The sequence below is a fragment of the Mycobacteroides sp. H003 genome (assembly GCF_001440135.1).
Taxonomy (GTDB): Bacteria; Actinomycetota; Actinomycetes; order Mycobacteriales; family Mycobacteriaceae; genus Mycobacterium; species Mycobacterium gwanakae.
On record NZ_LJYL01000010.1, the window covers coordinates 383228 to 408182 of the forward strand.

Here is a 24955-nt window from a genome sequence, read left to right on the forward strand (position 1 = left end):
GAAGGGCTCGTTATGCCAGCATTCACCCCTCGACTCGGGCCGTTGACACCGGCAGCTCAGGCTGTCGCTGACAGCGTCTCCGCAAGATTCGCGGGAAGCCCGACCCGGTTCTACCCGTCGATCGAGCGTGACCCCCAAGAACCATACTCGGCGGTCATCGCACAGAGCTCAGATCTGACCTGGCGCAAAGGTCGTGGAAAGTCCCGTAAGGGGTTCGGTCTCTGGATTCGCCCCAGGACCACACCCGCGGTGAAAGCCGTGCCTACCCGCATCCGCGAGAACATCGCTGCCTGCGCCGCACTTGGACTGAGCTACTGGAGCGAAGCGCCGGATCATGGGGCGTTGTGGGCGTTGGACACCGAGACCGTCATTCACATGGTGATGATCACTCGCCATTCGAATACCGCGAAGCACATCTGCGGCACCGACAAGGCGCTGCGCTACGGGGACACTCGCAGGCGTTGCACCGGTACTGGCGAAAACGCCGAGCACGCGGCTACACCTGACGACGAAGGATTGTGGGCGCTCGCCGATTTTCGACCCACCCCAGGTGCCTTCGTTGGCACGGTCGACACACCCGCACAACGGGACCCACGGAAGGCGGTGAGACTCAAGATCGACCAACAGTTGCTGCTGTTCGTTGCTGCTCAGATCCGCGAAAACAACAGCGCCATCACCACCCTTGATGCGGAGATACTTGCCGCTCTGTACTCGACCCGTCAGTATTCGAGCTCCTTAACACTCAGCGTCTCGGTCGCACGCGACCTCATGCCACTCATCGAAGCTGAGATCAAGCGCCGAGCCGAGGCCGCCAATGAATGCGCCACCAACATGCGAGAGGCCGCCATAGCATGAGCTACTATCCCGATCGAATGAAACTGCGCCCCTTAGAGAATTGGCCCGGAACGTTTCCAAGCCTGCACATCCGCTCCCCTTTCTCGGCGCCACTGCGGACGACACTCGAAGAGCTCGACCGTGAGTTATCGTTCCTCGGATCGGACGGCTCGAACGCCCCGTCCGTACTCGAGGTCGCCCTCCGAGAGCGCGATTTCCGGCTCGACGGCCTGCCACGAGCCGATGCGCGGGTGCAGCACCCTGGCGTGATCTTGCATATCGAATCCCGCGTCGGCCCGCTGTCGTACCCCGCGGCGAAATTCAATACGTGGCAGGACAATTTGCGTGCCATCACGCTCGGACTCAACGGATTGCGTCGTCTCGACCGATACGGGATCACCCCGGGAAGCGAGCAGTACACCGGGTGGAAACAGCTTCCGTCAGCGGGACAGTCCGGCGTGGTTGCGACCGCTGATGACGCAGAGCAGATCATCCGCCTGGCAGCTGGTGATCAGGATTCAGCGCTCGACAAGGCCTATCGCGCAGCACGGGGCAACTCGCATCCCGACCGCAACGACGGAGACCGCGCGAGATGGGACCTCGTCGAAGCAGCAGGCGATGTTCTTCGCCGCGCTGGACGGCTGACGTAAACAGCAGCGACAGCCTGCACCTGTGTCCCACCACCCGCCCGATACCTGCTGATACTTACCCGCCGTCGACCCCTCGTTATCGCCAATCACATCGAAAGGACTCGAGCAGCCTTGAGCGACAAAGAGGCACTACCCGCTGGTACTGAAGTCGTCATCTACGGACAACCACTTTGGCTTGGCGTGATCGTGAGTGGTCCGGACGAGAACCTACTAGGCAACGTGTCTTATCGGATCCGTTGTGAGAACGGCGAAATCGTCAAACGGGCACCGTCGATTGTCGTGCCCTGCACCGACTTCGCCACCAGCTGGCATGTCTGGAAAGACGACCAGGTCATCGCCGGCGGCCCAGAAATCTCACGCGAACGAATGGACCAGTATGCCGCTGAGCACGGTGGAGAGGTCCTCTACGGCTGGCCAGAAGGTCATCCGGAAGCGCAGGCACCGGCGCAGTGAACTGAAAGGACTATGAACCACCTTGAGTGACAAGACCATTGCGCGCATCGCCGCGCTGCTGAATAAAGCGGACAACACCGACAACGAGCACGAGGCCGACGCGTTCCTCAAGGCCGCACAGCGCATCGCCACGCTCGAATCGATCGACCTGGCCAAAGCACGGGCACACACTCGGTCCAAGGAATCGACGACGCCGGAGCAGCGGGAGATTGTCATAGGAGAGCGCCGCCAGCGAGGCTTGACCACACTCATCGAGCTGTTCTTGGAGATCGCCGCGGCCAACGATGTGCGCGTAGCCGTGGCACACAACAACACGCGGGTCTACGCCCACGGGTACCGCGATGACATCGACGTGGTGCAGGCCCTGTACGTTCGCCTGCTCCCACAGATGGCCGCGGCTAGCCGCGCGTTCCTGGCGCGCGGGAACTACCAGCGCGAGGAAGTGCCATATTCCGTTCGGGTTCGCGATCGTGGCACCGGCGCCCAGGTCTGGGAAACGCGCTACAAGCCGATGGCCACCATCACCGCGCGGCTGGAATTCCAAGCGGGTTTTGCACGGCGCATCGGCCGGCGGCTCTGGGAAGCCCGACGCGACGCCGAGGCTGAGTCTCGCGCGACCGATCCCATCGACCCTGGACAAGGTGCATCCACAGAGCTGGTTCTGGCAGACAAGCGCAAGGCAGTGGCGGACTACTACAAGAAGTACTCGAACACCGGTCGGCGAACACACCGTGGATACCGCCCCAACACCGTGAGCTTCGTCAGTCGCGACGCCGGCGACCGTGCTGGACAGCGCGCGAAGCTAGGTGCTGATACCGAGATCGCCCACGCCAAGGCCGCGTTGAGCGCCTGACATGTCGACACGCGACTTTCAACGCCAGGCCGTGTACGACGCCGAAATCATCGTGCGCCGACTGTTCGATAATGCCCGCACAGGGCAGAACCCCGTTGTCACGCTCGGGGGCGTCACCCTCACATTGCCGCCCGAAGCGTTGTTCGGTGACCTACAGCGCGCCGAGACGCATGCCAACCGAGTCCTGGCCCTGCCGCAGGTCCAAGAACGGTTCGGAGCCGCCAAAGCGGTGCGGGTGCGCCGTCGGAAAGGTCTGCATTTCGCGCACTACGAGCCACGAAGAGCTGTGATCGCGATACCCGATGAACATCATTGGGCGCTGCGTGAGCTCGTGCTGCTTCATGAGCTGGCACATCATCTCGACCCGTCCCGGAAAGATGTGAGTCACTGCATTCACGGGCCAGTGTTCGTCGACACCTACTTCACCCTCTTGGAACTGGTGATGGCACCCGAAGCCGCGCTAGCGGCACGGATCATCTTCCGCGACAACGACATTGTCCACTCAACCCCTCGGAATTCGGAGGCATCGTGAAGTATCCCGCAGATTTCGTGAGCGCCGATCTCGGCTGGTGCCGTATCCATCGTGGTCACGGTCTGGAAGTGAATGAACTACTGGCGGACCTGACAGAGTGCGGTGGGAGCGCGCGGCGCGACGGTGAGGAGACCATCGTCGAGCAAGTCCACCTGTACTACCAACCGCGCATCAAATGGTGCGGTCGCCACGGCGATCCGTGTGACAACGAAGGCGAATGGCACGGTCACTGGTTCGCGGCTCGTCCGAGCACCGACACAGCGTTCACCCTGGTCTACTGGGGCAGACCAAAGGAGGCAGCCGCGTGACATGCCGTTACAGCGCCGAGCCCGAATTCCCAACACGGAAGGCCGCAGACGCCGGCGCAGAGGCCCGCAAGCGCGAGCTGGAAGCGGAGTTTCAGGGTCGCATTCGGCAGCCGTGGTATCCCTTTCCCTGCCCAGACGGTAACCACTGGCACTTGGCCCTCTCTCCGCAAGGCCCTGCGATCTGCCCATGGTGCCGGCTTGTGAGGACTGCGTGGTACGGCGGCCTGGACCACGAGGCGTGGGTCATGGCGGATCACCGCGGAGTTGACGGGCGGCCCTGCCCAGCTGTAACGCTCCCAGCGCTGCGCATGGTCCCTTTCACGGCCGCCCGTCCTGTCTGGATTCTCGGTTTTGAGGACGTGTTGAGCCGGCATCGCTCAGGCGCTCCGGGGGCCTCCTGTGAGATCGACTTGGCGACGCAGGGTGTAACTCGGTATCTGGAGCCTTGGAGTCAGCGTTGGTCACCGGAGCTCTGCAGCTTAATCTCCAAAGCGGTGAGCGTTGGAATCGATGTGCGCTGGCTGGTTCTGTCGCACCCCGGTGTCGCGGTCCTTCGAGCCTTTACCGACGCCTTGGCAGGTGACCTGCCAGACATCCCGATCCTCACTGAGCTCGATATGCCACGCGAGTATCGACTTCCCCGTCACGGGTTCACCGGTACGGGCATTGAGCCGGGCTGGGAATCTGACGCTGTGATGGCGTTGGTTCCGCAAGCCTCTCCCCTGCTCTGGACTCCAAGCTTTCAATGCGCCTGCGATTCGGAATTTGTGTGCGGCAGTGACCGCGTGGACCGCACCACGAAAAGCGTAGTGCGCCGGCGCGAAGGATCAACCACGGTGATCACTCCGAAATCCATCCGCGGCCGGATAACGTTCATGACCGATCACGACATGAAGACGATCGCTAAATGGGTGCGCTGGAACGACCAGGAAGAAGGGGCAAGTGGGAGCTGTTGATCGTGCTGACGAAGGTCCTCCCAGTGAACTCGATGTCGTCAAACTACGACGCGAGCTCCGCGCCAAAGATGAACGTGATGAAGCCCTGGCATACGCCGATTGTCGCGATGTGACTCTGCCCGCCGGGAGCATCGGAACGGTGCTCGTGATTACCGAGTTGCCCGGTAAACCTACCGGATACCTAGTCGAGTTCTCTGACGATGAAGGCGCAGCCATCGCGATGCCTTGGCTGACTGCCGATGACTTCGAGGTCGTCAAGCCGCACCGTAAGTAGCGGACCTACATGCTGGGTAGCCCGGGCCAGCCAGGAATCGCTTTCTCAGCCTTCGGCTTGGTAACTGTCCACTGCGCTTTAGCTTTTCGAGCATCGGGACCATCGGGCATCGAGTCGCTGCACTGCTGGCGGCGGCGGCCAAACTCCGAAAAACTCTCCGAGTGATCGCTGCCGGCCAGATCCGGGTGAGATTCCCAGCCGCTGTCTGGATCGGCACCGCGGATCCGCCATGGCGTGAACACGTTTTGTGCCGGCTGCGAAGCATCACCTTCCTGATCGCGGGCCGTTACTGCCCCTTCGGCGTCGCTGATCTCGACGTGCCAGAGCCGAATGTCTTTGAGAGGCTCACTGGGTTGTCCTTCCCAGCCGGGCAGGGTCGTCACCGGGCTGTATCTATCGCCGTCATCACGAAACATCTTGTACAACCCATCGCACACGTAGGCCTGCCATCCTCCGGGAACTTTCTTCAACGACTGGATGTGAAGTAACTCATTGCCGTAGAAGCGTTTTGAGGTGTATCGCTGTTGATCACTTCGATAGATATCGCCGTAGGATTCGTCCAATGTCGGCCGTGTGCTGGTCAGCATGTACGGCGGGACCTCGCGGGGCTGTATGAAATTTTCGTAGGTGAGCTCTTGGTTCTCCGGAACTGCCGCCTCAAATCCCGGGTATGCCGCACCCATGTTCGACTCCATCAGCACAACGCGCCAGGACTCCACATACGCACGTAACGGCACCGCGGGCCCGGACGCAAGGTCTATCCCCGGCTCGGCTGTCCACCGGAATTGGAAATCTGCCAGATTCGCCCGCCAGTCCAACGGTGTATCGGGTAGCTGTCCGGGGGTTCGCCACAGCGGCACGCTCCCCACCAGAGCGGCGGCCAGCAGCGCAGCTGCCGCACCTCCAAACACCGTCCTGATCATGCACTCCCCCTCTACGCATTGGGAATGGCCCCTAATATCCGCCCCAAACCGCTCGCGCTGATCCTATCCTCGCCTTCACGACGCAGAACAGGGCCACTCAGCGCCCGGTCTTCCGCTAGTCGGTGACCAGTCGGAGGTGCCGGCCGTCACGCCCCTCACAACGCGCAAGCAGCGCGATCGCGTCGTCGCGGAGGCTGCGGCCAACCGGCGACAGCAGGCGTGGATCGCGCGCGGCAAGGCGCCGAGCTGACGCGAGCATTTGCGCCTCCAGCCAATGTGCGTCCTTGGCACTCACGTCAGCTCTCCTGCGCTCCGGGATGCCCTTCCCCGGATTCAGCCTCCTGGTTTAGATCCTTGGCGATCCGGGCAGCTGCACGTAGACCCATCACGGAGTAGGCGATCACCGACAACCCCCACAAGACCAGCATCGCGTACCGGATTGGGTCGAGGTACTCAGGGCCTGGCGTCGGGATTATCAGTGCTAGCGCGCCGATGGCGGCATATAGCGCAAACGCCAACCCGCGGGAGGTTCGCAGCCATTGCCGACTCGCGAGGAATGGTCCGGCTAGCAGCCCGATACCGAATGCGAAGACGAAGGCGGTCCAGCCGAGCACAGCTGAGAAATCATGAATCATGTCGTAGCTCGACATACCGAAGCGATCACAACCCACACGCCGCGGATCGTCGTACTCAAGTGCGCATAAGAACTCGCTTGTTCGTGTGCGCACTAACCAGCGCAGAGCCATGAACAGCCCGGTCACCGCACTGAACACCAGCGATGCGATGGCCAGGTCCGACGCGGCGGGATCTCGTCCTTCGCCGCTGGATCCGCTTGGAACAACAATGGGAATCGGAATCATTGGGTCTGCCTGCTTTCGCGTTTGGTGTAGATGTATGGGCCAGCGCCAGAATCGACGATCACAGGTATTCCCGCGGCGTCCGCCCGCCTGACGCAGTCCCAGGTACCGCGAGAATCCGCGTCAGGAAAAGCAAGGCAGACGTCGGCACCAAGGTCGACCATCTCTTGGTTTCGCAAGGGGCCAGCGGCTTTACCGTGTACTTGCCACGCCGCTGGATGAGGTTCGACCACGAACCCAAGCCTGTCGCCAATCGCGGCTGCGATGATGTCCGCCCCGCCATAGGGGCATGCACCATGCACCACCGTCACCGTTCTCGGGTGGAGATCGGCTGCAGTTTCGCGGAGGGCGGTTTCGATTGTGGCCTGATCTTTCCAGCGGCGACTGCCGGTAATCAGAATGCGCATCAGCTCTTTCCTGCAATCGCTTTGGCCCGGATAGGCTCACCGTCGTCCGGCTCGGTCACGGCGCGACACAGCAGCTCTTTGAGCACCGAGTCTGCGACGCCATCGAGAACCATTCGCACCACGAAATCAACGTCACCATGGTCGGCGCCGCAGTTCTTCTTGTGACACTCAGGAAACCGCCATTGCACATCCGCGCGGCTTAGCGCGGTCGCATAGATGGCCTGCCGAACGCGTGGCCACAACGCCATATCGCCCACGAGTGGTGGAGTTTTGACCGCCCCGCTGTCGACGCCGCCGGTCATGCTGTGTCCGCTGTGGATTCGCACACTCTGGCCACGCGACGAAGGCCACTGCGGGTCCGGTGTTGTATCACAACTTCGAACGTGAGAAAGAGGGTGCCGATAAAACTTGCCGCTAGTGGCGGAAGTGCCGTACAGGTAAAGGCCAGAAGGCCTATTTCGAGTACAAAGATGCCCGCCTGATTGGCCGCACCGATGCGGCGCCACCGTCGATAGTCCTGAGCTCCGGCGTCATTAGCTATCTGCGAAAGCGCGAGCGTCGCGCGCTCTCGTGGAGTGAGTCGGAATAGAGAAACCGCCACCGCGCCGTCCATGAAAGGCACGAGGCGTGACCGGACGCGGACGCTCACCTGTCACCACCGGCGACCGGCTGCTTATCGTTCCAATCACAGTCGGCAGCAACGCCGTTCACATGGTTGTAGCGGGGGTCGCCGTCATAGGCGTGCTCGTAACACAGCACCTTCTCCTTGCCACCAGGAAGAAGCATCCAGTAGGTGCTGAACCCGCCATCGACATTGGGGGTTTTCGTCTCTGGCGCCGGGACCGGAATCGGCCTCGTCGTTGGTGTAGCAGGGCTCTCGAACCCGGGAAGCAGGGTGTCCGTACTGCACCCCACCACTGATCCAGCCACGCCACCGAAGATCAGCGATGCCGCCACGATGCGGGGGACCAGGCGGCGGGTCACTGGCATATCCCGGCAATCAAAACAGCAGCGATCGCCACGACGATGGCGATGAGCACCGCTGCCGCAGGCCAGCCATGCAAGCTCTGCAATGGTGTGTTGAAGTCCATGTTCCTCAGCCCTTCTCGCTGCGTGGTTCGGACCCCAGACTCAGCAGCGAGGTGAGGTTGAGATCGCGCTGAATGTTCCCGCCCGTCACGGTGTCGACGACGAGCAAGGTCCCGGTCACGATGATGGCGATCAGGGCGACGTGCAGGAGCTTTCTCACGATACCGCTGACAGCAGTGACCACGGCGACAACAACGGCCACCGACGCGGTCGGCCAGTGATTCATGCCAGGCACAAGGGTTGTAGCGGTACCGCCGACACCCGTCGTCAACGCTCCCGCCAACGCCATGCGGCGAAAAGCTGCCGTTCTGAACATGACTACCACCTATTCCAATTTCTCTAAAATGGAGAATAGGTCAGTTGCGTTGCGTAGACAACACTCGGCGCGCGACACGCGCAAACATGGCGGGACACGTTGCCCCCTCCCCTCTCGTCGACTCCCGAGAGCCGCCGGTCACGTCCCCGACAAGTTGCCTGGCTCGCGTTCGAAGCTCATGGGCCTCAGCATGTTTACCCATCCCCTCCAACTTCTTGGCACGGGTCAGGAAGACATCCGCAGCGATTCGATCGGGGGTTCTCGCAGCAGGGTCGACAGTGCGCTTCACAGCGGCAACACCTTTCCGCCCGCGCGATTTGAGGCCGGGCAATGGGGACACAGACCTATGACATGAACAAGGCCGGAGACGGGGGCGCTTCCTGCACCCGCCTCCGGCCTTCCGGTAGCTCAGTCGAACAGGTTTCTCATGTCCCCGATCACTTCGGAGTCGAAGGGATTGGCACCCGCCTTGGCATATTTCTCAGCAGCTGCAGCCCTTTCAGAGTCCGCCTTCGCGGTGTACCGGCGCGCCGCTTCTGCGTTGGTGCGCTCTTCCTCCTGCAGCGCGGCTTCGCTGGCGGTCGTGGGGATTTCGAACTCAACATGGGCATCGACTCGTTCTCCGAAAAATCCCTCGGCCAACGCGGACAGTCGCGGGTCGTCCGGTTCAGCGTCGGTGAGATAGGCGATCACCGTGGAGAACACCATCGGTGTCTGATTCACGCCGCTCTCGTCGGGCTCAATCTCCTGCATGATGCGGATGCGGCCATGCGTGATCGTTGGGCGAATACCGATTCCAAGACGGTCCAGCTCATCGCGTACGTCAGCTGCGAGCTCATCAGTTTGTTTGGCGAGGTCGTACTCGTGAGCGCGCAGGATGTCGAACAGCGCAGCTGTGAAGTACACCGCCAACGTCGGGGCTCCCGTATCGGCATTGATCGGCCGGAGGTAGGTAGTGCTATCGAGGGCAGTCATGATTCAAAGTGCCTTTCATTGGCAGTGATATTCATGCGAGATGCTAGGTCTAATGCGTGGTGCATGCAGAGCGCAACACCTATGACGACAGAAGACCCGCACCCAGTTGCGAGTGCGGGTCTTCATATGCCGTCACACAGCGGTTCGCCGATTAGGCGGCGGACGTCGTCCACCACTGGAATTGGCTGATGGCGGCTTCACGAAGGAAGCCGATCACCTGCTCGACGCTGTATCCAACGGCGGCGTATCCCGAGTTCTGATCGTCCAGCGCTCGCAGAACCTTCGCGTCGTTGTCATTGTTGGTAGGGACCTTGATCGCGACACCGGTAACCGCCTGTTCGCCGCGCTGGAAGCAGGTCACCAGTTCATTGCGGATGTTCTTCTGCATGATCGTGATGTTCTTGGCCTCCGTGAACTGACCGGTGGCCGGATCAAGCACGATGTAGTCGACGGTCGGAGCCATGACCTGCTCCTTCTCGTACTTGCTGGTGCGCTGAGCGATGCCCAGAAGCCGGAAAAGGATCGGCTTGTTGAAGTGCTCTTCCGGAATTCCGCCTCCGCCACTATTCGGGATAACGCCGATGTTGGGTGCGACAGAACTGACGCCCGCGTAACCCGCCGGCAGACCGACAGGAGCGGCGGTCGGCACGGCTGCAGCTGCCACAGGCGCCGCAGCGACGGGGGCAGCGGCCGGTGCTGGAGCTGCGGCCACCGGAGCGGCTGCCACTGGAGCGGGGGCTGCTGGAGCGGCTGCCACAGGAACAGCGGCAGGAGCGATAGGAGCGGTCATGGTAGTGCCTCTTTTCTGGTGCTGTTGAGTTGCTGTTGCTGATCTATGCCGGTGTGGATGCATCGTCGACGGGCTTCCCTACCTGTCGAAGATGCATGCATTCGTGCCGACTGCCTAACTATTTACACCCCATGACCGACAAGCAACCGAGACGGCAAATGCCGGTTTTCTCGGCGTGTCGCGGCTTCAGTAATGCCCCTTACACCGCGCGAAGACCGCTGTGATTTAGGGATCGTTGACGTAACGCACGCGGTGGTCATCGGCCTGGCTGTGCGCCGTTTCAGGATCAGACAAAGTCAGCTCGTGCAACTGGTGAAGCTTCTGCAGCCGTTGCGGTTTGGTCGCAGGTGTGCGCCGTCTATGCGCATCGGCGACCGTGGCCTTGCTCGGCGCAGCACCTACACCAGGAATCGGTATACGTGCCCTGGCCGGCCGGTTGGCGCTGGCTTACGTAGCTCCTCGGTTCGGCGGTATAGCGGTGAGCGGTCCAGGCGCTTGCGGGCTGCGCCTGCGGTTGTCGGGCCGCAGACACCGAGCAGCGCGCGAACTTGGGCGAGGGTGGTCTCGTCGCCGAGCATGGCGCGTGTGGTGTCGCGGTCGACCAGCAGGCGCTCCTCTAGACGCCGGATGGCCGACCTTGCGATCGCCGTGTGGCCGAATGGCATTGCCTCCGGTATCTGGGTCACTGGCACTGCGCCCCTGACCTCGGCGGGGACGCGGGCCACCACGACGATCGATACGGTGTGTCCCCGTTCGTCGCGACCCGGGTCACTGACGACGTCGACGACAGCGATGCCGCCGGTCAACTCAGTGCCGGCTTTGTCGCGCACGATGCGCTGCGCGCACTGCTCGACGGTCTCGCCGTCCCAGGCCGCCAGCAGCCCACCAGGCAAGGTGATTTCGCCTTTGTGTGGTGCACCGGCACGTTCGATCAGCACGATCTTCGGTTCGGGGTCATCGGTGAGGGCAACGACATCCACGCTGAGCCAGGTGCCGTGCACCGGATGATCCCCTGGGCGTACGGCTAGGTTGGATTCACTCATCGATCTCATGATCGCTGCCTCCTCGAGTGGCTGTAACGCTGATAGACACCGGTCTCACGGGTCAACGTTTCGCGCACTTCGGTGAAGCTGTATTGCCGCAACAGCTTTCCATCCTCGAACACCAGCTTCAGTTCGTTGTCGGCTTCCTGATCGGCATCGGCGTGCTCGATCAAGTACGGCTCTCCGCTCATCCAGCGGCGCACCGCCAACCGCCCGGTAGCCGACTTCTTCGATCCGTCATCGGTGACCGGGTCTTTGAGGATGTCCCGGCCGACACCGTCCACCTGAACCCATGTCGCCTTGACGGCCATCTTGAAAGTGTCGCGGGTCTGGTACTGGTAGGTGTAGGAACCGAACCCGAAAACCACAGCGGTAGAGGCGTATCCCTGCACCATCAGGTTCCGGGTGATGGCGTCGGCGCGCTCAAAGGTGATCGAGTCCCCATAGATCGCTCCGACATGCGGGTTCAGCTCGCGGTACCCCTTGGCGTTGGTAACGGTGCCGAACGTCTCGGCCAACAGACTCACCACACCCTTGCGCGCCGGGCTACCTTCGGGCGCACTCGGATCCCCGCACAGGATCAGCTCGGGGTCACCGCTGTCTGCCCGAATCACGAGCTTGCCGTCACGGGCCATGATCTGTTCCTTGCGCGCGGGCAGATACTCGGTGAGCACCCGCCACAGATCCCAGGTGTCGGAGACAACCGACAGAATTCCTTCGGGATACAGGCTCAGCAGCCGATCGAAGGTCGCCAGCTCGCCGTCTTGTCCGCCGGCGCACATCACCGAATGCTCGGTGGCCGGAACTGATGCGCCGATCAACGCGGCTCCGTTGCCGGAGTAGAACCTTTCAACGAAGCGGATGGCGGGCAATCCGTCGGTGCCCGTGAAGCTGATCAGGTGGCCCGCACCTGATGCGGCCGCCGCTGCGTCTCCAGCCATGCCCCGATACGAGAAGTCATGGCCCTGGAACTGCACCGCGGCTTCATCGCCAGACTCAGCAGCGCACTCGTCGAGCAGCTTGCGGTTGTTCCAGGCGATGGTGGCACTGGTGATCGGCTGCCACAGCTCAGCCGACAACTGCGTCTCGAAGTAGTTGGTCAGCCAGAAGAACCGGGGATCGGTGTTCTCCACGGTTAGATACGGAACCCGCAAAGGGTACTAGCGATCCTTCCCGCACCGCCCGCACACGCAGTGGCAGGTAGCCCAACGTGTGCAGGTCGCGGAAGTGCTGAACGCCAACCGTGTTCGGTCCCAGCAGCGCGGTCACAAACCGCTCATATCCGGCCAGCACCGGTTCGAGTTCGTCGGCGGTCAGGTCGAAGAACACCTGCCAGTCTTCGATCAACCGCTGTAGATACGCCTGCAGCCCGAAGAAGACCGTCGCATTAATACCTGGCACCCGCGTGCCGCGCGCGGTGAGGTTGGAGTAGACGAACTCGGTTCCGTCCGGGTACTGGCGCCGGTGATCGAGCTTGTAGGCGTCTGTGGCCAGCAGAGTGTCCAGCGCACGGTTCTGCTTGTCGTTCATCGGTTCCCCCTGGATGTTGGTGTTGTCGGCAGTCCTGGCCTGCGTGTTCATCGTTGGTCCTCTGCTATCCATTGACGGGCGATCTCGCAGAGCGCGATCCACACGGCATCTTTCACACGCTCTTCCCAGCCCAGTTCGTTGAACGGGACCATGTCCGGATGTGTCTTCGCAGCTACATCGCGCACAGGCCTGTATGTCCACCCCAGCTGCTCGTACGCATGCCACCAGCTGTCGTGTGCCTGTTCAGGCGTCGTATACCGGTCGGGGCCCATCATCTTCTCGGTGATTTCCAGGAACTGCGCCCGGAAATGCTCCTCGCGCGCCGACCAGGGCTCCGGTACGACGGGCGCATTCACCGCGGCTGCCTGTAGCCGCGCGGCCTCGTAGATGAAGATGGCTTGTCGCTCAAGCAGAGTGCCTTTGGTCGGCCATTCGATGGCAGAAAAATTCTGAGTCATTTCGGTTCCTCGCTGATGTTGTGCAGGACGTCGATCACGTAGTGGCCAAGTGGGTGGATCTGTACTGCCGCGCCCTCGGGTGATGTCACGGCGGCCGCTACTGCCGAGCGCAGCGAGTCGGTGGTGTGGACGCTGCTGTAGTTGTCGGTGAGCACGTTGGCGCCTTTGGTGAATCCGCCGTGGGTGACCCACAAGTCCAGGTCGAACCCGTCACCCAGTCCCTGAGCCAGCAGCGCGAACGTTCCACCGCCGTCGCAGATGTCATCGACCACCAAGTACCGGCCCGGTCGATCCTGCACCTCGGCGGGGGCTTTGTAGCCCAGAAGTTGTCCGGTGGCGGGATCGCGCTTCTTGTCGGCCACCGACACCGGCAGCTCTAGCTGCGCGGCGACTGTGCTCGCGCGCCGCAGCGAGCCGGCATCCGGACCGATCACCCCGAGGTAGTCGCCAGCGTCAACCGCCGCAGCCACAACCTCGGCCAAGGAGATCATGTGAACGGAAACAGTGGGGTTGACGGCGCGCAGCGTGTCCAGCCACACCGGCGAGTGCGGGTCGATGGTGACGATCCCGGTGATTCCTGATAGCGCGGCCAGGCGCGCGTTGGTGTGCGCCGGGCAGGGCGTGTCTTTGTCGCCGCGGGCGCTGGGCAGGAACGGCATCCCCAAGATTCGGTGCGGGTACTGCGCCGTCAACGCCGCCCAGTTGAACACGACCGTCCAGTCCGGCGCCGCGGTGTGCACCCAGAGCACCTGCACACCCGGGACGAGATCTGCCCCATCGATGGAGCGCACCGTCAGATCACCCATCGGGTAGGCGAATATCTCTATCGCGGCCGCTTTGAGCTGTCCCCCGTCGTAGGCGAAGAACTCGTAGTCGTTCGTCATAGCAGAGAACCTACACCACTTTCGTACAGTTTGTACGTAAGTGGTGTAGGGCTCGGACGATCAGCCGAACAGAACCAGCGTCACAGCGACCGGCGAAGCCTCTGCGACCTCCCGAATAATCCGCTCGGCCACCCCAGGGTCGAGTCCTCCGATGCCGCCGCCGATCAGCGGCAGCGCCACGGAGCTGATCCCCTGCTTATGCGCAAGGTCTAGCCCCTGAGTCAGAGATGCGCGCAGCCACTGCTCGGTCGCATCGGGACCCGGCTGATTCTGACTCGCACAGTGGATGATGGGGCGGCCCAGCCCGGCGTCACGACCCGTGTTACGGGTGAACACAGCCGAGCCGGGAGTGATCCGCCCCTGCTGCGCAAGGATGACGTACTGAGTCATCGCGTCGGGATAGCGGTCCGCCATCACCGAGGCCAGGCCCCCGGTGACGCCCTGGCAATTCACTCCGTGCGCCAATGCCTCAGCTGGATGGGCGAACAAGTCGCCGGTCTCGACGGTGAAGCTCATCGATGCCTCCTTCGACAGAGGGACGTGACGTGACATTCAACCTGATCATGCGGCATCGTGATCCTCATCGTCCTCTTCATCCATTCCGAGGGAGACGGCTACGGGGACTTCCGGGTCGTCAACGTCCAGATCCGGGTGATACGTGTGCGCAGACAGCACCGCTCGAAACACCCCGGCACACGTGAGAGTGACAATCGATGCTGGGTGCTCTCGCGTGTACAGCTCGACGGGTTCCTTGAATACCGCGGCGATGGCGCTCATCTTCTTGATCACGTCCGAGCCGAACGCCTGGACCTTGCCGACCTTCAGCGGTGCCGTCATCTGGTCGTCACCAAGACCGCGCGTGCTCAGAATTTCCTTGGCGCCGCGGGCCGACAGTCGCGAGATCGTCGATGCGATCGGGAAGTCGTCGACGTCTTGCAACGGGATGTAGTGCCGCGAGTCCGCTTCTCCCGGGGCTCCGTCGGTGAGTGTGCGCATGAGCAGCGTGGAGCCGTTATCGACGACCGACAACTCGACATCACACTGGGATTCCTTGTCGATCTTCTTGACGGCCGACGCCGCGTTCTTGGCTGCCGACAGCAACTGGGAAGCCTGATCGGTCGAGAACTTCACCAGAGGCAGCGTTCCGTCACAGCCGAAGATCGCTTGGCCCGGACTGTTTCCGTCCGAGGCGATGAACGCCAAGCTGTTCTGCGTCCCAACTTCGCCGGTCTCGACGCGCGTGGAGCCCAGTACGACAGCAGCATGCGTGGGGTCATCGTTGCCTGCATACGCCATGACCTTGGCTGCTGAGAGTCCTTGCACGAATAGTTGGTTGTCGATAACAACGGTCATGTCCCGTCGTCCTTTCCCTTGATCGAACAGCGCCTGGTTGTTCACGCGTTGTGTCCGCGCTAGATGAAGCGAGCCGCAATCTAGGGCTGATCGACCGACGATCCAGACAGCGGCGCGTTGCCGGAAATGCCCGAGAGCACACCCACGATCACGCATCGCTCAAATCGCCCCTATCAATTGCCCCGCTGACCGGTTTCATCAGCAGATCCGATCCAATGCGGATCCGGGTCGTGGAGTTGTCTCCAACGCGCGTGCGTACGCGCAAGACTGCCGTTGCCCCGGATTCGCTCAATGTCACGCTCAGAGGTGCGCTCAGTGCGTCGATCAGCACCTCGCTCACACGACCAGTCAGAAGCCCGCTCAAATCTGCAGTCAATGCTGCGATACGGACTAAACCGCCACGGCGGAACAGCTTTTCGCGCTCCTGCACGATCACCGCTCAGATGTCCGCCCAGGCTTTACATCGCTCAGCTGCATGCTCAATTCGACGATACGAAACCTCCAGCCGCGGCCCGGCGCACGAAGACCGTGAATCGGGGACGTGACATGCATAGCGACGCGGCCACTGTCGTGTCGCGTGCGATCCGTTTCCGGGTTCCGCCGCACACTGCGCCACCATGAGCTCGCTGAAATCTCCACCCGAAAACGACAAGCTGCTGAGTCAGCTCCTACAGACGCTGTTCGCGCTGGCCGCCGTGGCGGTCATTGTGGTGCTGATCGTGAACGGCACCTTGTTCGGCAAGGACAACCCGATATCGTCGGAGCTCAGCAAAATCACCGGCCAGGAACAACGCGATGACGGAGCGCCACCGAGCGCATCGACGATAAGCGGTACCGGAACTCCCAGTCCTGATCCATCGACACTGACCGTCGCTGCGCCCGGATCCAAAGATGGATACGCCCGAGCACGATTCGGACAACCGTGGACAGATGACGTCGACATCGAAGGTGGGCACAACGGATGCAGCACCCGGGACGATATTTTGCAGCGCGACCTGACCGGCATAACCCTTTCCGGCTCATGCAAAGTCATGTCCGGAACACTTGCCGACCCGTACACCGGGCAGGTCATTTCATTCGTCTACGGCAAGAAGACATCCGCTCTCGTACAGATCGATCATCTGGTGAGTTTGGCGAACGTCTGGGTCTCCGGCGCAGCGACCTGGGACTTGCCCGAACTCAAGAAGATCGCGAATGATCCACTGAATCTGCTTGCCGTCAACGGATCTTCAAACGAGAGCAAGGGCGAGAAATCAGCCGATCAGTGGCTGCCGGAAAACACAGCTTTCGACTGCACGTACGTCAAGCGGCAGGTGATGGTGAAGAACAAGTACCGGCTGACAGTGACGGCTGCCGAGAAAGCCACCATGCAGCAGTTCTACGGCGCCTGCTGAACGGCTCGACGTGCCGTACCCTTCGGCCTCATTGACCGGGATCTACGGTGCCCGCCATGACAAACACACTTACGCGTTTAGCCGCTGTCGGGTTCAGCGCCGCCGTCGCGCTCCCGGCTGTCGGATGCCAACAACAGCGGCCCAGCGAGAACACGGCGGCCAGCGCTTATGTTTCCGCGACGGCAGGAGCCGAAACCCACCTTGATGTGAACCAATTGATGAATGCTGCGATAGCAACAGCCCGGGCGATGCGGTCCGCACACCTGATGTTCTCCAGTACTGGAGTTACAGATCTGCTGGCGAAGGCCTACGCCGCTGACGTGACCCTCACCCCGACCGTTGCAGCGCGGGGAAACGCCACGCTGAAGATCAACGGAGACTACAGCCAGACGCAGTTCCAGACCGTAGAGGCGGATTTGTGGATCCAGGACGCCAACGGCACATTCGTCGATACCGGGCCGGCGCAGGGCACTCTGAACCCTGCGGCCCTCTTGGACCCACAACACGGAGTCGCCAGTGTGCTCGCCGCCGTGGCATCTCCTGTAATTGTCGATCCCAAGGCACACGCCGGTCCGGACGAGGCTGTGAAAGTCGCTGGGACTTTGTCCGCAGCGGCAGCCAGCGTGCTGGTGCCGCGGTCCTCGCTGGGAGCGGCTACAGAGTTTCCGGTGGCCGTATGGTTGGCTCCAGTCGACCCGCATCCCCTTCTCCAGATAATCGTCACCGTCGGTGAAGGATCACTGACCCTCAGAGCCGATAGGGCCGAGCCTTTCGCCGTTGCGGTTCCATAGACGGATCCGAACGACACAGCGCCCCGGGGCCTTTCACAGGTACCGGGGCGCTGCGCTGAGCAACATCGATGCTATGCAGACTGCCGAAGCGCCTGCTGCTCTTGCTGCAATCGCCGGGCCACCGCGTCGACGTCGATTCGTGCGGTCTGCACCATCACGTAGTCGTCGGCGTCGACGATGATCCGCCCCTGTCCGGCACGCCAGCGCATCGGCTTGAGGTGATACGCCTGACCGATGGGATCGCCGGACGACGGCGGGCTGGCCAGCTGCAGGATTGGCGCCATCATGTTCTCGCGCAACGCCACCAGGAACTCAGATGACTTCACCCTGCCCGCGAACCCGCTGCTGCTATCCGAGACGATGAAGTGCACGCCGAGGTCCGTTCCGGTAGCGAGCAGTTCACTGACGCTCACGCCGCCGTATCGCACCTCATCGAACACCGACTTGGCCGAGTGCCCCTTGGACATGTTGGCGAAGTTGTCGACAAACACGTATACCTCGGGTCCGGTGAAGAACGTCCGCGAGCTCAGTTGCTCGGCGGTCGCATCATCGGTGGGACGGCGCGACCCCATCAGCTTGACCAACATCTCCGCCGTGTCAGCGATGTCCTCGGCGCTGGTGACATATCCCGGTGGACGTATCCGCTCGCGAACCATCGCTCCGTCGCGCTCCACTTCCCGGAACTTGGCGGGCTTGACGAATCCTCGCTCGTACAGACGATCTCGTTCTCCAAGGTGCTGTCGCAGCGGATCGATCACAATGATGATCGCGTCCTTCGGGGTGAATTGACGCATCACCGACTCCATGACGCTACGCAGCAAGTTGGTCTTGCCGGCGCCCTTCTCGCTGTAGACCAACAGGTTCTGCGAGAAGTTCGGGACCGGAGCCAAGGACAACGTGTCCATCCGCACGCCCAGCGGGATGATCGTGTTCACAGGGTGGCGGTCCTTGTCGCTGAGCGGAGCGAAGGCAGACCACACCTGCTCGTAGTCGATCACCGGGTCTGCCGGCAGCACCCTGACCACGCGCTGCTCGGCCAGTTCAGCTGACAGATGCAGGCACAAGTTCCGAATCTCTTCACCATGATCGTGGATCTTGAAATCCTTCATACCCTTGACATAACCGTCCTCTTCGATCTCCCGGAAGATCGGAACAGCGGTGCGGCACTGCAGCAGTGTCAGCGGGTCCAAAGACCGACCAGGCTGATCCACCGGAATACGCTCGCTCAGGGTGAAGCGCACTTCGGAAGAAACCTTGGCCCCGGCGTAGTCCGTCGACGGCAGCTGAACACCGCCGTTGACCTCCGCGGTGTAGTGAGTCACGTTGCCCGCGTTACCCGACCCTCCCGAGTCCGCGGTGTACACCAGGTGCACACCCACAGCGGCACCCTTATCGAGGATCGGGCGCAGCAGCTGCGCACGCACAGCGCGGTCATCCTTCTCACCGAGGAATCCACCAATGCCGTCAATGGCCACAATCACGTACCCATACGGGTCATCTGCCACAGGGGCATTGGCCTTGGACGCCAAATATGCGTCAACCGAGGATGCTTGGCGGTCAACCATCTCGCGGCGTCGCACTTCGATCAAGCGTGAAGCCTCACCGAGAATGCGCGCGGTGGTTTCGTCGTCTTCCGGTCGCGCGTACGCCGCGACATTGGGGCTGTCTTTGACCTCTCCGAGCTTGCCGGTGCCGTAGTCGGCGAGCATGAATGCCAAACGCTCCGGTCCGTGTTGAATGCAGCCGCACACGACCAGTGTCTGAAGCAGCGTGGTACGCCCCGACTTGCCTGCACCGGCGATCACCTGGTGCGGGATGTTCCCGCCGAAGTCCATGAACCACGGCAGTCGCGTGTGCTTCTCGGGGGCATCGAGGTCGCCCACCCTGATCTTCAGCCCCTTGACTTCTCGGGTCAGATTGAGCGTCGGCAGCGACAAAGGCTCGCGCAGCGATGGCTTCCACAGGTCCAAGGTGCGCATATCGGACAGTCGCGAGGCCTTCTCCAGGAGCACGTCGGCCATCTTCTCGCCGAATTGTTCCTCGGTGACCTCCACCGTGTCTTCTTCGACCTCCGGAGTGAATCCCCGGGTAGTGAACAGCGTGAACGGAACTACAGGCTCTGCAACTGCACCTGAGCCGTCCGCCCGGGAGCGGGCACGCTCTGTCACGGTTCGTCGGATGTAGGGGGCCTCGTGGTGGAATGCAGCCACTTCGACGGGAGCTGCGTCAGTGGTGAACTTGCGCAGGATCTTTCCCTTGAGTCCACCCTTCTTGCCCACCATCGTCGCTGCGTCGTCGGTACCGAGCATCGCGATGGAATAGCTCGCACTGTTGACCGACAGCGAGTAGCGGAAACTCAAGTGCTCAAAGAGGTCACCGATCACGTCCTTGTTGATGAACTGGCTGCACATCACCAGGTGCATGCCCAGCGAGCGACCAACGCGACCAACACGGATCAACAGATCCAAGTAGCCGGGACGCTCCTTGAGGAACTCACCGAACTCGTCGATGATGACGATCAAGTCCGGAAGCGGAGGCCAGCTTGGATCGTTCGGGTGCTTCTTCTGCTGCTCCCGGTAGTCGAAGATGTCCTTGCAACCCTTTTCGGTGGTGATGAACTCCTCGCGGCGATTCACTTCGCCGTTGATCACCGCACCGAGTCGGTCGACCAGCTCCATCGTGTTCTCAAGGTTGGAGATGGATGCCACGACATGTGGCAGCCCGTCCATTCCCAGGAACGTTGCGCCGCCCTTGAAGTCGGCCAGGATCAGTGCGACTTTGTCCGGGCCGTACATGGCGATGAGCGCCAGCACTATCGCGCGCAGGAAGTACGACTTACCCGATCCGGTACGTCCGGCCACCGCGCCGTGCGGGCCGTTGCCGTCGCGGTTCTCCTCGTAGAAGTTCAGGTAGGTCAGCTCTGAGGTAAGTTCGTCGCCCTTGCGGTAGTAGCCGAACGGAACCTTGATTTCATCGGTGTAGGCGTTGCGCTTCCACACTTCGATCAAGTCGTGGGTCTCGATATCGCCGATCTCGAGTACTTCGAAGAAGTCCGGAATGTGGTCGGGGCGATCGTCAACCACAGCTCCGTTGACGCCGTAGTTGCGTGGGCGCCACTTGTACATGGCCCGCGCGAATACTTCGGCTTGCGCGATCGTCACCGAGTCCGCGGCAGCCGCGTCGTAGTCGTCGACTGTTGAGACGCGACCGTCCTTGAGCAGAATGCGGCTCTTCATCTTGACGGGGTCGGTGACCAGGTCTTGGCCGTAGCGCACCACGAACCAGGTCATGCCGTTGACTCCGCCGGAGATGTTCGCCGGCCAGGACACCATCGCGTCGGGCAGATCGATGATTAGCAGCAGGTGTGGTGGGCGCTCGTCGCTGTCCTCGTTGCGCATCCGCTCGATCTGCGCCGCGTGCATCGCTGCGAATTCGTCGAGGCTGCGCCATGTGAGCAGCCGCGCGCCCAGCCCCTTTTCAACCCGCGTCACATCTTCGGTGTGTGGCAGCCACTTCACCCATTCCCACGTCTTGGGGTCGTTGGTCACCACGCCGATGTTCAGATCACTGGGCCGATGGTTGAATGCCAGCGACATAAGCATGGCCCGTACAAGCCCTAGCCTGCCTTCCTCGTCACCGCGCATCGCATAGGCAGGAAACTCGTTGAGCCGCACATCGATCGGAAGGTTTGCCACTACAGACAACGTTTTGGTGGCGCGGTCGTAGCGCACCATTGTTGCTGGTTCCTGCATCTCGGGGACGACGTCGTCCGCCTGGATCAGCTTGGGATACAAGGGCGCCACACCGATCCCGACACGGGCACGCAGGTATGGGTTGGACGTCAGATTCTTGACGTCCGGGTCCGATTCATCGGCTGGCGCAACTACCCGGCCTATGTCGAGATTACGGTCGGCCTGCCACATCTCGTGAGTGCCGACCAGCGACAGAAGGTCAGCCGGATGCGGGAAGCACATGGTACGTAGGTCGTGCATAGCGCGGCCCTGGTCGTAGATCTCGAAACGCCTCTCGCGCAGTTCGAGATCGTATTCCTCTATCTCTTGGTCGATGTCGCCCCCGCTGCTGCTGCCCTGGTTGCGCATCTGCATGGCGTACATCAGCGGCATCATGAGCATGAGCGGCATGCTGGAGAGCATGGTGACGATGGCGCGCTGACCGGTGACCAGTGACATCACCACCATGCCGATCATCGCGGCGACCATGATCAAAGGCATTGCGCGAAGCCAAATGGGCCGCTTGTCCGGAGCGGGCAAGCCGAGCGGTTCCTTGATCTGCACACCGGTGGGCGACAGCTGAACTGACTCTCGCGGCGGTGCCCGGAAAACGGTAAACATGAGTGTTCCTTCCTTGGCGGTCAGCGACCGGCAGTTGAGGGATCGTTGACGGCGGGCACAGGCGTGGCGGTCTCACCGCTTGCATTGGCCGCGGGATCAGCGGTGGGCGGGCCCGGTTGTTGTGGGGACGAGGGTTCTTGCTCTTCTTCTTCGGAAGGCGGGGGCGGCGGCGGTTGCCCTTGCGTAGAAGGCGGATTCGGAACCTGGGATGAGGGGTTGATGGTTCCTTGCATGACTTGGGCGTTCTTGATCGACAAGGTCGCGCCAGGGGCATAGAGCTTGGCAACAGCCGCCGGAATCGGTGTGGGCGAAATCGAATCGAATCCCAGCGCTTTGACGGTTGGGTCATACGAGACTCCGCCGTTGCGCGCGATTACCACGTCGATGGGGAATCGAGTTCCGTTGGGGTCGATCCACAGCAGTTGCTCCGCTGCAACTGAATCGGTGCTGTCGCCGGTGATGCGCGCGTACCAGCCGTAACCGGGACGGGTGATTGAATCGGTCGCCTGATCAGTGGTTCCGTTGTTCGGCAGTAGGTGTACTGCCGCCACCCGACCCGACTCGGTAACTGGCATCCGCGAATTGGTGAAAATCCGGGTATGAGCTGTGAGCTCACCAACTGTCTTGGTCCAGCTCCAGCACAGAGCGGGCTCACTGACCAGCGTCGGCACCTGCGCGGGGAAACGTGAATCGTCCACGATTGCGATCCGCGGCATCGCCTGCACCGAGGCCGGGTCGTCGACGAGCTTCTGTGCGGCTCCGGTGTTGATCATCATCTGCGCGAGAACAGGACTGACTTGCTGTACTCCCCCAGACCCGACCAGGTAAAAGGCCCGCGCCCCTGAGGCGGTTGTCACTGTCAGCACATCGCCGATGGCTGAACCGTTCACTGTCGGGCTGGGCTGGCCCTGGTTGACGAGCCTTGGCGCGGTGAGCACCGGCGAGGGAGCGATCGTGGCGAGCAGCGAGGGAGAGACGGTCACTGCGGATTCGATCAGCGATGGTGTCAGGCCCAGCGCGGCCTGGGCGGCATAGTCGCCGCGACCGACTTCTGCCCGAGTGTCCCGATACAGCAGCCACAACCGCGTCGGGTCACCAGCGGGTTTAACCAACACCGCGCGGGTGTTTCCCAGATCAGTTCCACCATCGAGCATGTCGTCTCCGGCGATCACAGCTGTGGTGATGTCGCCGGTCTTGAGCAGCGAGAGCGGTACCGCGGTGTCACGCCAGTCGCACACGGTCCACACCGCTGTTTCATCAGTTCGGGGCGACAACAGATTCGGCGCGCTGGGGATGCCCATGAGCGGGCCGGTGGGCAGCGAACGCAGCGCTGCGTCGGTGGCCACTTTGGCTTCCTCTGGCTTGCCGACGATCAGGCGTGCCGAAGCCAGGTTGGTTACTGGGTGCAGCCGGCCGTTGAACTGAACGAAGATGCCGCCGGAACGAGTTGTCATGATCGCGGCGACGCCCGAATCGGGCTTGGGGTTGATCAGCGAGACGATGAAGGCTGCCACGAGAACAAGCACGCCGCCCACGAGGCTGACCGACAGTGACCCTCGCAGACGAGTCAGGGGCGAGCCGACACCGCGCACATCCTGACGCGACAGTGCTTCGTCGATGCGATTGAGTTCACGCTTGTACCCTTTGATCTGGCGACCGGTGGTCACGTACCAAGGCACTGCTGTATCGGTGCGATTGCGTGCATGCTTGGGCCCCTCGGCCTGTCGGCCATCGGCAGAATTCCCGGCCACCGCAACTCCTTCTTCGCCAAGCCAGCCGGCCAGGCGGCCGGTCTCGATGCGTGGGGAGGGTGGCAAAAACCAGCGGCTACAGCAGCCCGCGGCGCGAGGTGCGACAAAAGGGCAGCCGCGTCTGGCACCGCTGTTCAGACAAGCCGTGGTGTATTCTCCGTTTTAGAGAACTTGCGTTGTATACCAGGAGGCATGCCTTATGCGCACCGACTCCGCCACACCCAAGAGGGCAGGCGGCCCACTATTGCTGACGGATTCAGCCATCGGCGCAGCAATCCGCAGCCGCCGGGGCGAGGTTCAACAAGGTGAAGTGGCTAGACGCGCAGGGCTCAATCTCAGCGTGTACTCCCGCATCGAGCGTGGCGAACGGCCCTGCCGCGTATCAGAAATGGTGAGCATCGCCAAGGCGCTCAACACCCCTGAAGACGAGATGCTCAAACTGATCAGGGAGCACGTCGCCGAGCAAGAGGCAGCGAAAAGCCTCAGGAAAAGCAACGGCTGACAGCGCACTACACATCGGGATCGACATCGACGGAGTGCTGGCCGACTATATGGCCGGAGTCGCCGCCGTTGGCCAGAGCATGGGGCTGACGATGGACGGATCGGCGAGCGGACCCACCAAATACGGCCTAGTGGAGCTCGGTTGGTTTCCTGACGATGAATCCGCGTCGAAGGCAATGGCCCAGTTGCGCGACAGCGGAGGCCTGCGCAAACTAGCGCTGCTTGACGCCGGAGCCGCCGCGGCTATCAGGCGCTTGCGCATTGCCGGCCATCGCGTATCGATCGTGACCGCCCGGCATTCCGGCGGACGCTACTCACAGTCGCGCGACGAGCAGCGCATCGCGCGCGAAACCATCGACTGGCTGACAGAACACGAAATCTTGCCCGACGACCTGAGATTTGAGCGGCGCAAGAGCGTGGTCGGCTGCCAGATCTACATCGATGACGCACCACACATCATCGAGGAACTGCGCCAGAACGGTCGCCGCGCCGTTGTCTACGACCAGCCGTACAACCGACACCTGCCAGGTGAGCGCGTATCCAATATGACTGAATTCGCCGAATTGGTCCTGGCCGCAGCCGATGATTCCAAAACCGCAGGTGCGAAAGCATCGTTCTAGGCCCACGAACGAGTCTGCTGCCCCTAATCGCTGGCGAGCCCATCGGCCAGAGATGTCAGAG

General features: G+C 62.0%; 29 protein-coding genes and 1 pseudogene. 12 read left to right on the plus strand and 18 right to left on the minus strand.

Annotation, left to right across the window (positions count from 1 at the left end; genetic code table 11):
• The first annotated feature begins 12 nt into the window (after positions 1-12).
• The 8 genes from AOT87_RS07775 to AOT87_RS07810 all read left to right on the plus strand — a co-directional run bounded on the left by AOT87_RS07775 (position 13) and on the right by AOT87_RS07810 (position 4860).
• Entirely contained in the window at positions 13-855 is an 843-nt protein-coding gene (locus AOT87_RS07775; protein WP_057969909.1) for a hypothetical protein, read from the plus strand.
• Complete coding sequence (locus AOT87_RS29250) at positions 852-1484, plus strand: molecular chaperone DnaJ (RefSeq protein ID WP_236738170.1); 633 nt, start codon at positions 852-854, stop codon at positions 1482-1484. Before AOT87_RS07775 ends, AOT87_RS29250 begins: the two co-directional genes overlap by 4 nt.
• A 111-nt stretch (positions 1485-1595) precedes the next feature.
• A complete protein-coding gene (locus AOT87_RS07785; RefSeq protein WP_057969908.1) occupies positions 1596-1937 on the plus strand; it encodes a hypothetical protein in 342 nt (113 codons plus the stop codon).
• A gap of 22 nt (positions 1938-1959) precedes the next feature.
• Positions 1960-2790, plus strand: a complete 831-nt coding sequence (locus tag AOT87_RS07790) for a DUF2786 domain-containing protein (RefSeq protein WP_052539022.1) — start codon at positions 1960-1962, stop codon at positions 2788-2790.
• A gap of 1 nt (position 2791) precedes the next feature.
• On the plus strand, positions 2792-3322 hold the full coding sequence (locus tag AOT87_RS07795; RefSeq protein WP_057969907.1) for a TIGR04338 family metallohydrolase: 531 nt from the start codon (positions 2792-2794) through the stop codon (positions 3320-3322).
• Entirely contained in the window at positions 3319-3630 is a 312-nt protein-coding gene (locus AOT87_RS07800) for a hypothetical protein (protein WP_005100747.1), read from the plus strand. The genes AOT87_RS07795 and AOT87_RS07800 overlap by 4 nt, the downstream gene beginning before the upstream one ends.
• 494 nt (positions 3631-4124) lie before the next feature.
• Positions 4125-4586 carry a hypothetical protein gene (locus AOT87_RS07805; protein WP_234801072.1) on the plus strand — a complete coding sequence of 154 codons (462 nt, stop codon included), beginning with the start codon at positions 4125-4127 and terminating at the stop codon, positions 4584-4586.
• Positions 4573-4860 carry a DUF4926 domain-containing protein gene (locus tag AOT87_RS07810; RefSeq protein WP_052525024.1) on the plus strand — a complete coding sequence of 96 codons (288 nt, stop codon included), beginning with the start codon at positions 4573-4575 and terminating at the stop codon, positions 4858-4860. Before AOT87_RS07805 ends, AOT87_RS07810 begins: the two co-directional genes overlap by 14 nt.
• A gap of 5 nt (positions 4861-4865) precedes the next feature.
• On the opposite strand, the gene AOT87_RS07815 is transcribed toward AOT87_RS07810, so the two are convergent.
• From AOT87_RS07815 to AOT87_RS07890, 16 genes and pseudogenes are all read right to left on the minus strand, one after another.
• Positions 4866-5783, minus strand: a complete 918-nt coding sequence (locus AOT87_RS07815; protein ID WP_052525022.1) for a hypothetical protein — start codon at positions 5781-5783, stop codon at positions 4866-4868.
• A 115-nt stretch (positions 5784-5898) separates the two neighbouring features.
• The gene (locus AOT87_RS07820) at positions 5899-6078 is read right to left on the minus strand and encodes a hypothetical protein (protein ID WP_052525021.1); all 180 of its coding nucleotides are present in this window, start codon (positions 6076-6078) and stop codon (positions 5899-5901) included.
• Between the two features lies 1 nt (position 6079).
• Positions 6080-6643, minus strand: coding sequence for a hypothetical protein (locus AOT87_RS07825; protein WP_057969906.1), 564 nt, complete (start codon positions 6641-6643; stop codon positions 6080-6082).
• On the minus strand, positions 6640-7047 hold the full coding sequence (locus AOT87_RS07830) for an SLOG family protein (protein WP_057969905.1): 408 nt from the start codon (positions 7045-7047) through the stop codon (positions 6640-6642). Before AOT87_RS07830 ends, AOT87_RS07825 begins: the two co-directional genes overlap by 4 nt.
• On the minus strand, positions 7047-7349 hold the full coding sequence (locus tag AOT87_RS07835) for a hypothetical protein (protein ID WP_052525013.1): 303 nt from the start codon (positions 7347-7349) through the stop codon (positions 7047-7049). Before AOT87_RS07835 ends, AOT87_RS07830 begins: the two co-directional genes overlap by 1 nt.
• Positions 7350-7692: 343 nt before the next feature.
• Entirely contained in the window at positions 7693-8031 is a 339-nt protein-coding gene (locus AOT87_RS07840) for a hypothetical protein (protein ID WP_005102926.1), read from the minus strand.
• Between the two features lie 112 nt (positions 8032-8143).
• Positions 8144-8452, minus strand: coding sequence for a hypothetical protein (locus AOT87_RS07845; protein WP_005101637.1), 309 nt, complete (start codon positions 8450-8452; stop codon positions 8144-8146).
• A gap of 408 nt (positions 8453-8860) precedes the next feature.
• Positions 8861-9427, minus strand: coding sequence for a hypothetical protein (locus AOT87_RS07850; protein ID WP_016886757.1), 567 nt, complete (start codon positions 9425-9427; stop codon positions 8861-8863).
• Between the two features lie 151 nt (positions 9428-9578).
• Positions 9579-10217, minus strand: a complete 639-nt coding sequence (locus AOT87_RS07855) for a hypothetical protein (RefSeq protein WP_236738174.1) — start codon at positions 10215-10217, stop codon at positions 9579-9581.
• Positions 10218-10615: 398 nt separating this feature from the next.
• Entirely contained in the window at positions 10616-11269 is a 654-nt protein-coding gene (locus AOT87_RS07860; protein WP_057969319.1) for an NUDIX domain-containing protein, read from the minus strand.
• Positions 11266-12841: pseudogene (locus tag AOT87_RS07865) on the minus strand (nicotinate phosphoribosyltransferase). Before AOT87_RS07865 ends, AOT87_RS07860 begins: the two are co-directional and overlap by 4 nt.
• On the minus strand, positions 12838-13248 hold the full coding sequence (locus AOT87_RS07870) for a RyR domain-containing protein (RefSeq protein ID WP_057969904.1): 411 nt from the start codon (positions 13246-13248) through the stop codon (positions 12838-12840). The pseudogene AOT87_RS07865 and the gene AOT87_RS07870 overlap by 4 nt, the downstream one beginning before the upstream one ends.
• Positions 13245-14132 carry a hypothetical protein gene (locus AOT87_RS07875; RefSeq protein ID WP_057969903.1) on the minus strand — a complete coding sequence of 296 codons (888 nt, stop codon included), beginning with the start codon at positions 14130-14132 and terminating at the stop codon, positions 13245-13247. Before AOT87_RS07875 ends, AOT87_RS07870 begins: the two co-directional genes overlap by 4 nt.
• A gap of 60 nt (positions 14133-14192) precedes the next feature.
• Positions 14193-14648 (minus strand): macro domain-containing protein, encoded by a 456-nt coding sequence (locus AOT87_RS07880; RefSeq protein ID WP_052539034.1) that lies wholly within the window; start codon positions 14646-14648, stop codon positions 14193-14195.
• Positions 14649-14693: 45 nt separating this feature from the next.
• Positions 14694-15485 (minus strand): hypothetical protein, encoded by a 792-nt coding sequence (locus tag AOT87_RS07885; RefSeq protein ID WP_075356729.1) that lies wholly within the window; start codon positions 15483-15485, stop codon positions 14694-14696.
• Between the two features lie 148 nt (positions 15486-15633).
• Positions 15634-15921, minus strand: coding sequence for a hypothetical protein (locus tag AOT87_RS07890; protein ID WP_005102545.1), 288 nt, complete (start codon positions 15919-15921; stop codon positions 15634-15636).
• Positions 15922-16102: 181 nt separating this feature from the next.
• Between AOT87_RS07890 and AOT87_RS07895 the strand changes: the two genes are divergently transcribed.
• Together AOT87_RS07895 and AOT87_RS07900 are read left to right on the plus strand one after the other, a co-directional pair.
• Positions 16103-16879 carry an HNH endonuclease family protein gene (locus AOT87_RS07895; RefSeq protein WP_052539036.1) on the plus strand — a complete coding sequence of 259 codons (777 nt, stop codon included), beginning with the start codon at positions 16103-16105 and terminating at the stop codon, positions 16877-16879.
• A gap of 56 nt (positions 16880-16935) precedes the next feature.
• Positions 16936-17670, plus strand: coding sequence for an LppX_LprAFG lipoprotein (locus AOT87_RS07900; protein WP_057969901.1), 735 nt, complete (start codon positions 16936-16938; stop codon positions 17668-17670).
• 71 nt (positions 17671-17741) lie between these two features.
• Here the strand turns inward: AOT87_RS07900 and AOT87_RS07905 are convergent, their stop codons facing one another.
• On the minus strand, positions 17742-22022 hold the full coding sequence (locus tag AOT87_RS07905; RefSeq protein ID WP_052568964.1) for an FtsK/SpoIIIE domain-containing protein: 4281 nt from the start codon (positions 22020-22022) through the stop codon (positions 17742-17744).
• Between the two features lie 20 nt (positions 22023-22042).
• Entirely contained in the window at positions 22043-23773 is a 1731-nt protein-coding gene (eccB, locus tag AOT87_RS07910) for a type VII secretion protein EccB (RefSeq protein ID WP_057969900.1), read from the minus strand.
• A gap of 199 nt (positions 23774-23972) precedes the next feature.
• On the opposite strand from eccB, the gene AOT87_RS07915 reads away from it, so the two are divergent.
• A complete protein-coding gene (locus AOT87_RS07915) occupies positions 23973-24275 on the plus strand; it encodes a helix-turn-helix domain-containing protein (RefSeq protein WP_005102441.1) in 303 nt (100 codons plus the stop codon).
• Positions 24276-24309: 34 nt separating this feature from the next.
• Positions 24310-24894 (plus strand): hypothetical protein, encoded by a 585-nt coding sequence (locus tag AOT87_RS07920; protein WP_237085105.1) that lies wholly within the window; start codon positions 24310-24312, stop codon positions 24892-24894.
• The last annotated feature ends 61 nt before the right edge of the window (positions 24895-24955 follow it).

Coding starts and splice junctions, on each gene's coding strand:
- AOT87_RS07775 (WP_057969909.1), top strand. CDS start 13: ATGCCAGCATTCACCCCTCGACTCGGGCCGTTGACACCGGCAGCTCAG.
- AOT87_RS29250 (WP_236738170.1), top strand. CDS start 852: ATGAGCTACTATCCCGATCGAATGAAACTGCGCCCCTTAGAGAATTGG.
- AOT87_RS07795 (WP_057969907.1), top strand. CDS start 2,792: ATGTCGACACGCGACTTTCAACGCCAGGCCGTGTACGACGCCGAAATC.
- AOT87_RS07815 (WP_052525022.1), bottom strand. CDS start 5,783: ATGATCAGGACGGTGTTTGGAGGTGCGGCAGCTGCGCTGCTGGCCGCC.
- AOT87_RS07825 (WP_057969906.1), bottom strand. CDS start 6,643: ATGATTCCGATTCCCATTGTTGTTCCAAGCGGATCCAGCGGCGAAGGA.
- AOT87_RS07830 (WP_057969905.1), bottom strand. CDS start 7,047: ATGCGCATTCTGATTACCGGCAGTCGCCGCTGGAAAGATCAGGCCACA.
- AOT87_RS07835 (WP_052525013.1), bottom strand. CDS start 7,349: ATGACCGGCGGCGTCGACAGCGGGGCGGTCAAAACTCCACCACTCGTG.
- AOT87_RS07845 (WP_005101637.1), bottom strand. CDS start 8,452: ATGTTCAGAACGGCAGCTTTTCGCCGCATGGCGTTGGCGGGAGCGTTG.
- AOT87_RS07850 (WP_016886757.1), bottom strand. CDS start 9,427: ATGACTGCCCTCGATAGCACTACCTACCTCCGGCCGATCAATGCCGAT.
- AOT87_RS07855 (WP_236738174.1), bottom strand. CDS start 10,217: ATGACCGCTCCTATCGCTCCTGCCGCTGTTCCTGTGGCAGCCGCTCCA.
- AOT87_RS07860 (WP_057969319.1), bottom strand. CDS start 11,269: ATGAGATCGATGAGTGAATCCAACCTAGCCGTACGCCCAGGGGATCAT.
- AOT87_RS07870 (WP_057969904.1), bottom strand. CDS start 13,248: ATGACTCAGAATTTTTCTGCCATCGAATGGCCGACCAAAGGCACTCTG.
- AOT87_RS07875 (WP_057969903.1), bottom strand. CDS start 14,132: ATGACGAACGACTACGAGTTCTTCGCCTACGACGGGGGACAGCTCAAA.
- AOT87_RS07880 (WP_052539034.1), bottom strand. CDS start 14,648: ATGAGCTTCACCGTCGAGACCGGCGACTTGTTCGCCCATCCAGCTGAG.
- AOT87_RS07885 (WP_075356729.1), bottom strand. CDS start 15,485: ATGACCGTTGTTATCGACAACCAACTATTCGTGCAAGGACTCTCAGCA.
- AOT87_RS07895 (WP_052539036.1), top strand. CDS start 16,103: ATGAGCTCGCTGAAATCTCCACCCGAAAACGACAAGCTGCTGAGTCAG.
- AOT87_RS07900 (WP_057969901.1), top strand. CDS start 16,936: ATGACAAACACACTTACGCGTTTAGCCGCTGTCGGGTTCAGCGCCGCC.
- AOT87_RS07905 (WP_052568964.1), bottom strand. CDS start 22,022: ATGTTTACCGTTTTCCGGGCACCGCCGCGAGAGTCAGTTCAGCTGTCG.
- AOT87_RS07915 (WP_005102441.1), top strand. CDS start 23,973: ATGCGCACCGACTCCGCCACACCCAAGAGGGCAGGCGGCCCACTATTG.